Here is a 13,372-nt window from a genome sequence, read left to right as displayed (position 1 = left end):
CAATGCTATCCTTTGAGCGTATCCATCTCATCTACATGAACTGTCGGGCGATTACGGTACAAAGCAATCAAAATTGCAAGACCTACCGCTGCCTCCGCTGCCGCTACAGACATCGTAAACAGCGAAAAAATTTGTCCTGTTAAATTCGGAAACAAGCCTAATTTACTAAACGCTACTAAATTTAAATTGGCGGCGTTTAACATCAATTCGATACAAACTAGTACAATTACTGTATTTCGCTTTGTTAAAGCTCCAAATAAGCCGATGCAAAACAAAATAATCGCAAGTGTTAAATACGCAGAAGCCGGAACGCTACTCATGGGAATCCTCCTCTCCCTCATCCTTCTTCGCAAGGATAATCGCTCCTACAAGTGCTACAAGTAAAATAACTGAGGTTAATTCGAATGGAATAATATATTTTGAATAGAGAAGTGTACCGATTTGAAGTGTGTTATTTTCATGGAGAGGTAAACTTCCTTGTGTGCTTTGATTTGAAAAATCGATACTATTAACAGCGAAATACATAACCGCTCCAAATGCTACAACCGCAAAGAAGATAATCCATTTTCGAAGAGTAAGGCGCGATTCATTTTCCGCGTTATGTTTCGTTAACATAATGCCAAAAATCATAATAATAGTGATTGCACCAGAGTAAAGTAAAATTTGTGCCACTCCGATAAATTCGGCTGATAAGAGAAAGTACAAACCCGCAATGCTAAGGAACGTAAGCACAAGGGCCAGCATCATATGCATTACTTTCGTTAAATTTAGCATAAGAACGCCGCCGATAATCGCAGACAAGGATAATATAAAGAAAGCTACAAACTCGCCATTCATGCTTTATTCTCCTTCCTGACGTTCTCGTCGTTCTCGTCAAGCCACTGCAAATTTTTAAATAAATCATCACGTGAATACTCTGCGAGTTCAAAGTTATTTGTCATTACAATCGCCTCTGTCGGGCAAACTTCTGTACATAAATCGCAAAGAATACAAATTTCGAAATTAATATCATACGTGTCGATAATTTTCCCTTTTTTTGTAGGATCAGGATGTTTTTTTCCTGTTAATTGAATGCAATCTGTCGGACAAATGTTGGAACACTGATTACAAACAATACATTTCTCTGGATAAAACTTTTGAATACCTCGAAAGCGGTCTGGTAATGGCAACGGTTGATTTGGATAATCATACGTCACCTTTTTCTTACTCAAATTACTAAGCGTATATTTTAACCCTTTAAATAGTCCTTTCATCTCTTGCTGGCACCCCCTTTATAGATTAGAAGAATAGCTCCTTAATCAATGCCGTTAAGAAAATATTTGCAAGTGCGATTGGTAATAATACTTTCCATCCAAACTCCATTAACTGGTCACCTCTTATACGCGGGAACGTAACGCGGAACCAAATCAATAGAAAGACCACACTGCTGAATTTTAAAGCAAACCATACGGCTCCTGGAATAAATCCAAGGAACATAACTGGATTCCATCCGCCTAAAAAGAGTACTGTAATTAAAGATGACATCCCGAAGAAATACACATACTCTGAAAGCATGAAAAACGCCCAGCGAAACCCTGAGTATTCCGTATGGTATCCTGAAACAAGTTCTGACTCCGCTTCTGGTAAATCAAACGGCGTCCTATTTAACTCTGCAACTGCCGCGATTAAGAAAATGACGAAACCGATTGGCTGTGCGAAAATGTACCATACCTTCTCCTGCGCCGCTACAATTTCATTCAAGTTAAGACTACCAGCTAACAAAACGACACCAATTACACTCATCACAAGTGGAATCTCATAAGAAATCATTTGTGCCGCCGCACGCATCCCTCCTAAAAGGGAATACTTATTATTTGATGCCCATCCCCCAGTTACAACTCCGATCGTCGTAATCCCAGAAACAGCAATGTAATACAGTAACCCTACGCCAATATCCGCGAACTGAAATTTATCAGTAAACGGGATAACCGCAAGTACCATAAATGCTGGTGCGAATGCAATAACAGGTGCTAATATAAACAACGGTTTATCAGCAGCTTTCGGAATGCTATCTTCTTTTAATAATAGTTTCAAAACATCAGCTACCGTTTGGAGTAAACCGAACCGGCCTCCAACTTGGTTTGGTCCAATCCGTCCTTGCATAAATCCCATCACTTTCCGTTCTGCCAAAATACCGTATGTAACGAAGCCAAGGACTGCAAATAATAGAAGCACCGCTAACCCGAAAAAAATGAAGAAATTCGTCCAGCTTGAAGGTGATTGTAAGAGCGTCTCAATCATTAGCCGTCAACCTCCCCAAGTACAATATCAACCCCACCTAAAATCGTAATTAAATTGGCGATATTTTCACCTTTCAATAATTTCGGTAAGATTTGCAAATTATAAAAAGACGGTCTGCGAAATTTCAAACGGTACGGCTCTTTCTTTCCATCACTAGCAATATAACAGCCAATCTCCCCACGTGGTGACTCTATACGGACGAACGCTTCTCCCTTAGGTGCTTTAATAATTTTCGGGACTTTCGCCAGCACAGCGCCGTCTTTCGGGAACTGCTCGGCTGCTTGCTCAATAATTTTCAATGACTCCTCAATTTCCTCCATCCGGCAAACGTAACGATCCCAAGCATCTCCCGTGCTCCCAACAGGAACATCAAAGTCAAAACGATCATAAATAGAATACGGCTCATCTTTGCGAAGATCAAAGTGAACTCCCGTGCACCGCAAATTTGCGCCGCTTAAAGAATACGAGATCGCCTCTTCCGCGCTATATACGCCAACGCCCTTCACACGATTTAAGAAAATTTCATTTCCGCTAACGAGGTCGTGGTAACCTGCCAATTGCTCTCTCATATACGGAACAAACTCTTTCACCTTTTCAATCCAGCCGTCTGGCGCATCCCACTTCACACCGCCAACTCTCATATAGTTGAAAGTAAGCCTTGCACCGCACAATTCACTTAATAAATTTATAATCATCTCTCGTTCACGAAAGGCATATAAAAATGGACTAACCGCTCCTATATCAAGCAAGTTCGTTCCCCACCAGACGAGATGGCTCGCAACCCTCCCAAGCTCCATCGCAAGCACCCGTAAATATTCAGCACGCTCTGGAATCTCAAGATCTATCATCGTCTCTACAGCGTGGCAAAGGACGTAATTATTCGTCATTGCTGATAAATAGTCCATTCGATCTGTATACGGGATAATTTGTGTATATTGCAAGCTCTCAGCGATCTTTTCTGTTCCGCGATGCAAATATCCGATAACCGGTGTAGCCTCTTTAATAATTTCCCCGTCAATCTTAATCACAAGCCGAAACACACCATGTGTACTCGGATGCTGCGGCCCTACATTTAAGAGCATCTCTTCCGTACGGATCACAAGCTACACCTCCACATCATACGGTTCATAATCTTTCCTAAGCGGATACCCCACCCAATCATCCGGCATTAAAATGCGAGATAAATTAGGATGACCTTCAAATATAATACCGAGCAAATCATACGCTTCACGCTCCGGCCAATCTGCCCCTTTCCAAAGCGGCGTCACCGATTTCACTTGCGGCGCTTCCCTATCTAGCTTTACCTTCACTGCTACTGACTGTTTCTTTCCATATGAAAATAAATGAACGTATACTTCCATATGTGTCACAAAATCCGTCGCATGTAGCTCTGACATATAATCAAAAGCAAGTCCTTCATGGAATCGCATTAATTCCATCACTTCATAATATTTCGAAGGCTCCGCCACAAGCGTTGGAACATCTTTTGAAAGCTTATTAATATAGGAATCTACTAATGCATATTCTCCTACCCTCTCCTTAACAACCTCCACATAGCGATTTAAATATGGTTGGTTAACTGATGGTTCTTCCTGCTGCAGTTCGTCTTCTATCTTATTTACAGATCCCTTTGCCCTTGCCGCAGCAGCGGCTTTCGCTTTCGCGGCTGCAATTGCCTTTGCTTTCTCATCTCCAGAATCCCTCTCACCTTGTGAGGCTTTCTGCTTCGCTAACGCTGCTGCTTTTGCTTTTGCAGCTGCTACGGCCTTCGCTTTGGCTTTTTCTTCGTCCGTTACTTCTTCTGATCCTTCTCGCTTCTGTTTCGCTAATGCCGCTGCTTTTGCTTTTGCGGCTGCTGCAGCTTTCGCCTTCGCTTTGGCTTTTTCTTCGTCCGTTACTTCTTCTGATCCTTCTCGCTTTTGTTTCGCTAATACCGCTGCTTTTGCTTTTGCAGCCGCTGCGGCTTTCGCCTTCGCTTTGGCTTTTTCTTCGTCCGTTACTTCTTCTAATCCTTCTCGCTTCTGCTTCGCTAATACCGCTGCTTTTGCTTTTGCGGCTGCTGCGGCTTTCGCCTTCGCTTTGGCTTTTTCTTCGTCCGTTACTCCTTCTGATCCTTCTCGCTTTTGCTTCGCTAGTGCCGCTGCTTTTGCTTTTGCAGCCGCTGCAGCCTTTACCTTCTCTTTAACCTTTTCCTCTTCCGTGGCTTCTTCTGACTCTTCTTGCTTCTGCTTCGCTAGTGCCGCTGCTTTTGCTTTTGCGGCTGCTGCGGCTTTCGCCTTCGCTTTGGCTTTTTCTTCGTCCGTTACTTCTTCTGATCCTTCTCGCTTTTGTTTCGCTAATGCCGCTGCTTTTGCTTTTGCGGCTGCTGCAGCAAGCCGTTTCGCTTCTTCTACATTAATCCCCTTATCTTTTGGCAGCGCTTTCTCTTTTTCTCGATGTTCTCCTTCAAGTTTAGACATTTCCGCCTCATGTTTCGCAGCAAGACGTTTTCGCGCTTCCTCTTTCGCATGACGGGCTGCTTCTTTTTTCATACTTTCTAAGTCTTTATTTGGATCACTCATTTATTCGTCACCTGCTTCCCGGTCCTCGCCTCGTAACGAATTTTTTCTTTTAATTTATTAATTCCATAAATTAAAGCAGCAGGATTTGGAGGGCATCCAGGAATATACACATCAACTGGTACAATTTGATCTACACCTTTCACAACAGCATACGAATTCACATACGGACCACCGGCTGTTGCACAAGATCCCATCGCAATTACCCACTTCGGTTCAGGCATTTGATCATATAGGCGCCGAACAATAGGTGCCATTTTCTTCGTTACCGTTCCTGACACAATCATGACGTCCGATTGTCTTGGTGAAGTCCGAAAAAATGACCCAAATCGATCTAAATCGTAATGTGATGAACCTACTCCCATCATTTCAATCGCACAGCATGCCAGTCCAAATGTCATCGGCCATAAAGAGTTGCTCCGCGCCCATCCCTTCAACTGTTCCAATGTAGAAAAAAAGATATTTCTTTCTAATTCCGCTCGCTCCTGTGGGTGTAATTCCTCAAAATTTATAACCATTGTAACACCTTCTTTTTCCAAGCATACGCTAATCCAACTAGCAACATCACAACGAAAATTAGCATTTCGATCAGTGCAAATAAACCAAGCTTGTCATATGCAACAGCCCATGGGTATAAAAATAAAGTTTCTACATCAAAGATGACGAACAATAAAGCGAAAATATAATAACGAGCATGAAACCGAATATTTGCATCATGAAAAGGCTCAATTCCACTCTCATACGTCGTCGCTTTCGCTGCACTCGGTTTGTTTGGACGCAGCATTTTCCCTAATGTAAGAGCCACTACCGGCAGCAATATACCTAATAGCAAGAAAATCAAAACGATCATATAACTATTTTCATATACACTTGCCATTGTGAAACCCTCCCCCCTGAATTAAGAACAAGTTCACATAGTAAACAATATGTCTTACTTGCATCATTTATTATTTTTAAATTTTTCTAAATAATGCAACTATTTAATTCATTATAGCAAACTTCAAATTCCTATGTCGATATATTGGGAACAGAAACAACAATTAATACTTGCTGAGCAAATCTATTTTTACAACTCATAATAAATGTGTAAAATAAATATAGAAATTCTATATGTTTTCAAGCAATCATAAAAAACATAAACTACAAAAAGGTGGTTCTTATGTATATACAGTGGGTGATATAAATGAAAAAACAAACACATGTAAGTATTCTTATAAGCATTTCATTGTTGTATATAACTATTCATTACGTATCAATGCCCTTTTTATATGAATACGCACTTCCATTTCAAATTTTGACTGGAATAAGTACCATATTAATTGATATTACAATTTACAGTTATATATTTTACTTTTCAAATGTAAAACAAGGATTAGCACGTTTATTTTGGATAATATTAACTATCGGAACCTTCTCTTATTTCATCGGTGATATAATAGTTGCTTATCAACGCTTAATTTTGCATGACTACTATACATTCGTTGATCCATCAGACTTTTTTTACTTATTATTTTTAGTTAGCTTTGCATTTGCCTTTCTATATGAAATTATTTATGGCCGAGACTTATTGGAACAGCTTTTTACGATATGTGATATTTGTATTATTGTTACGGCTCAATTTACTTTAAGCTACTATTTGCTTATTGAAAGAACCATTCATATTTTTACAACATCATATATCGACATGTTTGTTCAACTCACGTATCCAATGGCTGATCTACTCTTTCTTTTAATAGGAATCAACCTTTTATTCAAACCATTATTCTTACTACCAAAACAAGTTGGCGCTCTTCTTGGCAGTGCTTTAATTTTGTATGCTACTACGGATGCTATTTATGCTTATATAAAATATTTCCAGCCCGAGCACTCTATGTTCACAGTTGCTCCATTATATCAAGTAACCTTAGTATTAGTAGCAATCGCTTGTATACTTCATACAAAAGATTCTGAAAAACAAGAACAAGTATTACTAACGCCTCAATTGGGTGAATCCATCCGATTATCATTACCATATATTTCTGTCGTGATGCTTATTGTTTTTATATTGGTCGAAAATGTTTTTGCACCTATCGTAGTAATTGGGCTTATGGTAACCTTCGCCTTCGTTCTCATACGCCATATGTTAGTTCGAAGACAAAATAAAATATTATTGCTAGCACAAATGCAATTCAGCTTAGAACTCGAGAAACAAATCGAACTACGTACAGAAGATTTAGTAGAACAAAAAAATGAGTTATATCATAACCAACAAATGTTTAAATCTTTATACGAGCATCATCCAGATCCAATTTTTACATTAGATTTGTACGGTAATTTTCTCAATGTGAACAACGCTGGAACTACTTTACTCGGTTATCAAACGAATGAATTATTAAACCAACCATACTATTCACTTATGTATGAAGAAGATTTGGAAGAAATCATTAATACCTTTCATCAAGTGAAAAAAGGGAAATCTATTTCTTTAGAAATACGGGCATATCATAAAAATAGAGATATTTACTACTTGCTTGTTACAGCTGTTCCCATCTTTTTAAAGGAACATATTTCTGGGGCCTATTTAATGATTAAAGATATTACAGAAAGCAAGCAGCAACAAGAACAAATTAATTTCCTAGCATATCACGATACTTTAACGGAACTTGCAAATCGCCGTTCATTTCATCAGTATTTAGAAAAAGCAATTGCACGAGCAAAAATATCGAAAAGCCCTTTTGCTGTTATGTTTCTAGACCTAGACCGCTTTAAAGTTATTAATGATACCCTCGGTCACCGGGTAGGAGATCTTCTATTAATTGCAGTAGCAAAAAGGCTCGAGCGAATATCAACACATAATATGAAACTTGCTCGGTTAGCTGGGGATGAATTCACAATCCTTATCGAAAATTATCAAAAAAGGACAGATGTAAAGAAGATAGCTGATATGATTGTAGCAGCCATGAACGAACCATTCGAAATCGAAAATCAACATTTACGAATCTCACCGAGTATCGGAATTGCCATATACCCTGAAGCAGGCGAAGATCCGCTGTCTATTTTACAACATGCTGATATGGCCATGTACGAAGCAAAAAATAAAGGGAAAAATCGGAGCTCTCTTTACACGAAAGAACTATATAAAAAAATGGAACGAAAAGCTCGAATCGAAAAAGATTTGCCACTCGCTTTAGTAAACAACGAATTTTATCTCGTCTATCAACCACAAATTGATACGACAGCAAATAAAATTATCGGTGCTGAAGCATTAATACGTTGGAAACACCCGCTCCTAGGTGACATTTCACCATGTGAGTTCATTCCAATTGTGGAAGAGACTCCGCAGGTCATCCCACTTGGACATTGGGTGCTACGAGAATCTTGTCTTCAACTAAAAATATGGCAAAGTTTTGGATACACAAACTTAAAAATGAGTGTCAATTTATCAGCGAAAGAATTTCAACAAAATCAATTAATCGAAAATATTTCACGAATACTAAAGGACGTTAAGATTGACCCGAAAGATGTAACACTTGAACTAACAGAACGAATTGCGATGATTGATGAAAAAGAAACATTATCGAGACTAAAGCAATTAAAAGAATATGGTATTCAAACGTCCATTGATGACTTCGGTACCGGCTACTCTTCTCTTGCTTATTTATCAATTTTCCCTATCGATACATTAAAAGTACCAAAAGAATTTACACAACTAGCCGATCATCGGCCTGAAGAAAGAGCCATCGTTTCCACTATCCTTTCCCTTGCAAATACTTTAAATCTCTCTGTCGTTGCTGAAGGAATTGAAACAGAAAAACAGCTTAAGTTTCTGCAAAAAAACAACTGTAAATACATGCAAGGTTACTATTTCAGTAAACCTCTAACAAGTAAACAGTTTATAAAATTTCTACAAAAAACACCCAGTATGAACCAATAGTTCACACTGGGTGTTTTTTAAAGTGTCGGAATTCTTTTTTCGTAATATTCTTCTGCAATCTCTTCGTAAAAAGCTGCTGTCGTTGTATAAAAATACGGAATCAACCATAAAAATCCAATCCCTAATGTAATACAACTTAATATAAACCAACCAATAAAACTTAAACATAAAATGAAATACTCCATCTTATGTCCAGCCATCATACGACGACTTTCTGTAATAGCTTGATTTATTGAATACTCAGGATAATCATTTATAATAAAATACGTCATCGCATAAGAAAATGATTTAATAATGCCTGGAATAATAAATAGTAAACACCATAAGAAAATATAAATGTTTACTACTATATATAATAAAAATGACCTTATAAACTTACTTCCTTCTGTAAACCATCTAAATATATGCCCAATACGCGCTTCTTTTTCACGTATTATATGTAGTGCTAAACAATAACCCCCTAGCGTTAAAGGCCCCACCAGCAATATTGTAATAACATCTATTGAAAGTGAGCTATTCACTTCTTTCCACTCCCAAACCTGAGAGAGAAGGAACTGAATACTAAAACTAAAAGCTGAAGTAAGAATCGAAATAAGTAATGTTGCCCCAACAGCTAAGCCCCATTTTCCTTCCAGTGAATCTAGCGCTTCTCCTTTTAAATCACTAATCATACTTAACCTCCTATACGTAATAATTCTATTAGTATAGCACGTCCCTACTGCAATTCACCTTTTGCAATATAGCGATAAAAATGTGCTGTCGTTGTACCTACATATGGACTAAGCCAAAGAAATCCTATTCCAAGAGTAAGAATTGCTAAAATAGCCCATCCTATGAAGCTAAGCCTTGAACTACCCCCACTTTCACTTCGTTTAGAAGTGGGGGATTCCTAAGTAAAGAGTTCTATTGAACTCTAATTTATTAGGCTATCTCCGCAGTCCTTGCGGTTAGAAGCCTTATCGCTTCATTCTTTAGATTGATACTTGCGTTAATATCCCTATCATGGTGTGTAAGGCAAGAAGGGCAGTCCCATTTACGTAGGTTGAGATTTTTAACGTCTTTGTTTTGATATCCACAACAAGAACATAATTGGCTTGAAGCAAATGTTTTCGATACGACAATGATTTGTTTGCCGTACCATTCCGCTTTATATTCCAACATGGTTCGAAACTGTGACCATGATACCTCACTAATCGCTTTTGCTAACTTATGATTCTTTAACATATTAGATACTTGCAAATCTTCTATACCGATAACATCGTGGTTTTTGATGATTTCAGTTGAGATTTTGTCCAAGTAATCTTTTCTAGCATTTGCTATGTATTCATGAATTCTAGCTACTTTTACTCGTTGTTTATTCCAGCGAGAAGATCCTTTCATTCTTCTAGAAAGAACACGCTGTGCTTTTGCCAACTTCTCTTCTAACGATCGAAAAAACTTCGGATTTTTATAGGTTGTTCCATCTGACAAAATGGCGAAATCTTTTAGTCCCACATCCATTCCAATGTAAGAATTTGTTTTCGGAAGTTCTTGCACTTCTGTTTCAACTAACAATGACACAAAGTATCTGCCAGAAGAGTTCCGTCTAACCGTAGCATTTAAAATACGTCCCTTTATTTCACGACTTTTGGCAAATCGAACAAGACCTAGTTTTGGTAATTTTATTTTGTTTCCTATAACGGAAATGTTTTCATTTGTTTGTTTTGTGGTGTAAGATTGTACGTTGTTTTTCTTAGACTTGAAACGCGGGGCACTATTTTGTTTTTTAAAAAAGCGTGTATACGCATCCGCAAGGTTGCGAACAGAAGACTGAATCGCAATACTATCCACTTCTTTTAGCCAAACAAACTCTTTCTTCATGGCAGGAAGTTTGGCAGAGCATGTACCATATGTCAAACCTTTTCCTGTTTCTTTGTATACATTATCCCATAGAGATAGGAAATGATTGAATACAAAACGAGAACAGCCAATCGTTTTATTGATTAGGGTCGCCTGTGCTTTATTTGGATAGATACGAAATTTATATGCTTTATTGATTATCATTCGTTTCACCCCCATTTCGATATGTGCCTATTATACAACAAACGTACATTTGATAGGTAGTGAAGTAACAGTTTATGTATGTCGAACAATTAAGACGGCTTCCTGCCATCCCTTGTCCGAAGCCAATTCATCTCCCACCTACTCACTTCGCGTTCCTTGAGGAAGGAGTCTTCTTGGCTAAAATGATAAAAGAAATAAATCTAGTTTATGTCCCTTCATAACGTTCTTACTTTCTCTCATTGCTTGTGAAACGCTATAATTTGGATTTTCAACCATAACATAATACGTCATCGCATAAGAAAAATACATCACAATCATTACAACAATCGAAATAGCTAATAGTACAAAGAAAGCAATTGTTAACGATACATTCCCTTCCTCACCAAAAAACGCGAATACACCTAGTAACAACATCGGAATCCACGTACCTGTATATAACAAAAAACGAACCTGCAGTTCTTTTTATTTCTTGATTTTCACACTTGGCATCGGGCAGAAAAAGGATCTGACCGCTTCTATGCACGGCTAGATGCTCTCTCCTACCTAAAGAGAGGCGTTTTTTTCCTCTTTTTATTTATATCCACAACAAAAAATCCGTAAAGGCAAGAGCCCTTACGGATTTTTTTACTTCATATCAGAAACGTTTAAACGGTTCACAGCACGCTGCAAGGCCATTTCTGCACGTCTAAAGTCAACATGCGCTTGTTTATCTTGCATACGTTGCTCAGCGCGACGTTTCGATTCATTTGCACGATGGATATCGATATGGTTTGCTTCTTCAGCAGATGATGATAATACAGTTACTTTATCTGGACGAACTTCGATAAAGCCACCGCTTACTGCTACATAATCAGTGTGCCCACCATTTTTCAGACGAACCGCACTAATTTTTAAAGGTGCAACAGTTGGAATGTGACCTGGTAAGATCCCCATTTCCCCACTCTCTGCTTTTACGCTTACCATTTCTACTTCTTTTTCGTAAACCGGTCCATCAGGAGTTACAATACTGACTGGAAATGTCTTCATAATTCGTCCCTCCTAAGGCCTTACGCCATCATTTTCTTCGCGTTTTCAATAACTTCTTCAATGCTACCAACAAGACGGAACGCATCTTCTGGAAGGTCATCATATTTTCCTTCTAGAATTTCTTTGAAACCACTAACTGTATTTTTTACAGGTACGTAAGAACCTTTTTGACCTGTAAACTGTTCAGCTACGTGGAAGTTTTGTGATAAGAAGAATTGAATACGACGAGCACGATGTACAACTAACTTATCTTCTTCAGATAACTCATCCATACCTAAGATAGCGATGATATCTTGAAGCTCTTTATAACGCTGTAAAGTTTGCTGTACTTGACGAGCTACTCCATAATGCTCTTCTCCTACGATTTCTGGAGAAAGCGCACGAGATGTAGATGCTAATGGATCTACGGCTGGGTAAATACCCATTTGTGTTAAACGACGCTCTAAGTTTGTTGTTGCATCTAAGTGAGCGAACGTTGTAGCTGGTGCTGGATCCGTATAGTCATCGGCTGGTACGTATACCGCTTGGATAGACGTGATAGATCCTTTATTTGTAGATGTAATACGCTCTTGTAATTGACCCATTTCTGTTGCAAGTGTTGGCTGGTAACCTACCGCAGATGGCATACGACCAAGAAGGGCAGATACTTCAGAACCCGCTTGCGTGAAACGGAAGATGTTATCGATGAACAATAGTACGTCTTGTCCTTGCTCATCACGGAAATGTTCAGCCATTGTTAAGCCTGTTAATGCAACACGTTGACGTGCTCCAGGTGGCTCGTTCATTTGTCCGAATACCATCGCAGTTTTCTTAATTACGCCAGAATCGCTCATTTCGTGGTATAAGTCGTTACCTTCACGAGTACGCTCACCTACACCAGCGAATACAGAGATACCACCGTGCTCTTGTGCGATGTTGTTAATTAATTCCTGAATTAATACTGTTTTACCTACACCGGCACCACCGAATAGACCGATCTTACCACCCTTAATGTAAGGAGCAAGTAAGTCTACTACTTTAATACCAGTTTCAAGAATTTCTACTTTAGTAGATAACTCTTCGAATGCAGGCGCTTGACGGTGAATTGGATCACGACGTACATCCGCAGGAACATCACCATCTAAGTCAATTGCATCACCTAATACGTTAAATACACGACCAAGTGTTGCATCACCAACTGGTACAGAGATTGCTTTACCAGTATCTTCTACTTCTGTGCCACGAACAAGTCCATCTGTGGAAGACATTGCAACTGTACGAACTGTGTCATCACCTAAATGAAGTGCAACTTCAAATGTTAAGTTAATGCTTGCTCCGTTTTCGTTGCTTTGTTTTACCGTAAGGGCGTTGTAGATTTCTGGTAGCTTTCCGCCATCAAACTTAACGTCTACAACCGGACCCATGATTTGCGTAACGCGCCCTTTATTCATCGGGTTCCCTCCTAGCTTTCTTTTAATTAGCCAGCTTTCTAAGAGAAGTCGGCTTTTAATTTTTATTAGTTTATAGCTTACGCGACTCTCCTGTTCTGGACGAACCGCCTACGCTTTTTATT

Annotated in this window: 13 protein-coding genes and 2 pseudogenes; 1 reads left to right on the top strand and 14 read right to left on the bottom strand. The window is 38.9% G+C overall.

The window, feature by feature from the left end:
- Positions 1 to 5: 5 nt before the first annotated feature.
- The 8 genes from nuoK to nuoA are packed head-to-tail and all read right to left on the bottom strand — an operon-like array spanning position 6 to position 5,715.
- The gene (gene nuoK, locus ABH957_RS10145; protein WP_000100081.1) at positions 6 to 320 is read right to left on the bottom strand and encodes an NADH-quinone oxidoreductase subunit NuoK; all 315 of its coding nucleotides are present in this window, start codon (positions 318 to 320) and stop codon (positions 6 to 8) included.
- Positions 313 to 837, bottom strand: a complete 525-nt coding sequence (locus tag ABH957_RS10140; RefSeq protein ID WP_001012819.1) for an NADH-quinone oxidoreductase subunit J — start codon at positions 835 to 837, stop codon at positions 313 to 315. The genes nuoK and ABH957_RS10140 overlap by 8 nt, the downstream gene beginning before the upstream one ends.
- A complete protein-coding gene (gene nuoI, locus ABH957_RS10135) occupies positions 834 to 1,253 on the bottom strand; it encodes an NADH-quinone oxidoreductase subunit NuoI (RefSeq protein ID WP_000677191.1) in 420 nt (139 codons plus the stop codon). Before nuoI ends, ABH957_RS10140 begins: the two co-directional genes overlap by 4 nt.
- 25 nt (positions 1,254 to 1,278) lie before the next feature.
- Entirely contained in the window at positions 1,279 to 2,280 is a 1,002-nt protein-coding gene (nuoH, locus tag ABH957_RS10130; protein ID WP_002068471.1) for an NADH-quinone oxidoreductase subunit NuoH, read from the bottom strand.
- Entirely contained in the window at positions 2,280 to 3,380 is a 1,101-nt protein-coding gene (gene nuoD, locus ABH957_RS10125) for an NADH-quinone oxidoreductase subunit NuoD (RefSeq protein WP_404511102.1), read from the bottom strand. The genes nuoH and nuoD overlap by 1 nt, the downstream gene beginning before the upstream one ends.
- A gap of 3 nt (positions 3,381 to 3,383) precedes the next feature.
- Positions 3,384 to 4,841 (bottom strand): NADH-quinone oxidoreductase subunit C, encoded by a 1,458-nt coding sequence (locus tag ABH957_RS10120; protein WP_404511101.1) that lies wholly within the window; start codon positions 4,839 to 4,841, stop codon positions 3,384 to 3,386.
- Positions 4,838 to 5,356 (bottom strand): NADH-quinone oxidoreductase subunit NuoB, encoded by a 519-nt coding sequence (nuoB, locus tag ABH957_RS10115; RefSeq protein ID WP_002089729.1) that lies wholly within the window; start codon positions 5,354 to 5,356, stop codon positions 4,838 to 4,840. The genes ABH957_RS10120 and nuoB overlap by 4 nt, the downstream gene beginning before the upstream one ends.
- The gene (gene nuoA / locus ABH957_RS10110) at positions 5,347 to 5,715 is read right to left on the bottom strand and encodes an NADH-quinone oxidoreductase subunit NuoA (protein WP_000179270.1); all 369 of its coding nucleotides are present in this window, start codon (positions 5,713 to 5,715) and stop codon (positions 5,347 to 5,349) included. The genes nuoB and nuoA overlap by 10 nt, the downstream gene beginning before the upstream one ends.
- A 306-nt stretch (positions 5,716 to 6,021) precedes the next feature.
- Here nuoA and ABH957_RS10105 point away from each other — a divergent pair, with 306 nt between their 5' ends.
- On the top strand, positions 6,022 to 8,751 hold the full coding sequence (locus tag ABH957_RS10105; protein WP_404511100.1) for a putative bifunctional diguanylate cyclase/phosphodiesterase: 2,730 nt from the start codon (positions 6,022 to 6,024) through the stop codon (positions 8,749 to 8,751).
- 17 nt (positions 8,752 to 8,768) lie between these two features.
- Here ABH957_RS10105 and ABH957_RS10100 read toward each other — a convergent pair whose 3' ends face one another.
- The 6 genes and pseudogenes from ABH957_RS10100 to atpD form a co-directional block, all read right to left on the bottom strand.
- Positions 8,769 to 9,422 carry a DUF975 family protein gene (locus tag ABH957_RS10100; RefSeq protein WP_404511098.1) on the bottom strand — a complete coding sequence of 218 codons (654 nt, stop codon included), beginning with the start codon at positions 9,420 to 9,422 and terminating at the stop codon, positions 8,769 to 8,771.
- A 44-nt stretch (positions 9,423 to 9,466) separates the two neighbouring features.
- Positions 9,467 to 9,595 (bottom strand): annotated as a pseudogene (locus tag ABH957_RS10095) (DUF975 family protein); the annotation flags it as partial.
- Positions 9,596 to 9,672: 77 nt separating this feature from the next.
- Positions 9,673 to 10,794, bottom strand: coding sequence for an IS200/IS605 family element RNA-guided endonuclease TnpB (gene tnpB / locus ABH957_RS10090; protein WP_404454770.1), 1,122 nt, complete (start codon positions 10,792 to 10,794; stop codon positions 9,673 to 9,675).
- Positions 10,795 to 10,980: 186 nt separating this feature from the next.
- Positions 10,981 to 11,235 (bottom strand): annotated as a pseudogene (locus tag ABH957_RS10085) (DUF975 family protein); the annotation flags it as partial.
- 183 nt (positions 11,236 to 11,418) lie between these two features.
- Entirely contained in the window at positions 11,419 to 11,820 is a 402-nt protein-coding gene (atpC, locus tag ABH957_RS10080) for a F0F1 ATP synthase subunit epsilon (RefSeq protein WP_002016279.1), read from the bottom strand.
- Between the two features lie 20 nt (positions 11,821 to 11,840).
- A complete protein-coding gene (gene atpD, locus ABH957_RS10075; RefSeq protein WP_002139020.1) occupies positions 11,841 to 13,250 on the bottom strand; it encodes a F0F1 ATP synthase subunit beta in 1,410 nt (469 codons plus the stop codon).
- Positions 13,251 to 13,372: the final 122 nt, after the last annotated feature.

The organism is Bacillus sp. RC242 (assembly GCF_044908245.1).
Classification (GTDB): domain Bacteria; phylum Bacillota; class Bacilli; order Bacillales; family Bacillaceae_G; genus Bacillus_A; species Bacillus_A mycoides.
This window is presented reverse-complemented; position numbering and strand designations above follow the sequence as displayed.

Coding starts and splice junctions, on each gene's coding strand:
- ABH957_RS10120 (WP_404511101.1), bottom strand. CDS start 4,841: ATGAGTGATCCAAATAAAGACTTAGAAAGTATGAAAAAAGAAGCAGCC.
- atpD (WP_002139020.1), bottom strand. CDS start 13,250: ATGAATAAAGGGCGCGTTACGCAAATCATGGGTCCGGTTGTAGACGTT.
- tnpB (WP_404454770.1), bottom strand. CDS start 10,794: ATGATAATCAATAAAGCATATAAATTTCGTATCTATCCAAATAAAGCA.
- nuoB (WP_002089729.1), bottom strand. CDS start 5,356: ATGGTTATAAATTTTGAGGAATTACACCCACAGGAGCGAGCGGAATTA.
- ABH957_RS10105 (WP_404511100.1), top strand. CDS start 6,022: ATGAAAAAACAAACACATGTAAGTATTCTTATAAGCATTTCATTGTTG.
- ABH957_RS10140 (WP_001012819.1), bottom strand. CDS start 837: ATGAATGGCGAGTTTGTAGCTTTCTTTATATTATCCTTGTCTGCGATT.
- nuoK (WP_000100081.1), bottom strand. CDS start 320: ATGAGTAGCGTTCCGGCTTCTGCGTATTTAACACTTGCGATTATTTTG.
- atpC (WP_002016279.1), bottom strand. CDS start 11,820: ATGAAGACATTTCCAGTCAGTATTGTAACTCCTGATGGACCGGTTTAC.
- nuoA (WP_000179270.1), bottom strand. CDS start 5,715: ATGGCAAGTGTATATGAAAATAGTTATATGATCGTTTTGATTTTCTTG.
- ABH957_RS10100 (WP_404511098.1), bottom strand. CDS start 9,422: ATGATTAGTGATTTAAAAGGAGAAGCGCTAGATTCACTGGAAGGAAAA.
- nuoI (WP_000677191.1), bottom strand. CDS start 1,253: ATGAAAGGACTATTTAAAGGGTTAAAATATACGCTTAGTAATTTGAGT.
- nuoH (WP_002068471.1), bottom strand. CDS start 2,280: ATGATTGAGACGCTCTTACAATCACCTTCAAGCTGGACGAATTTCTTC.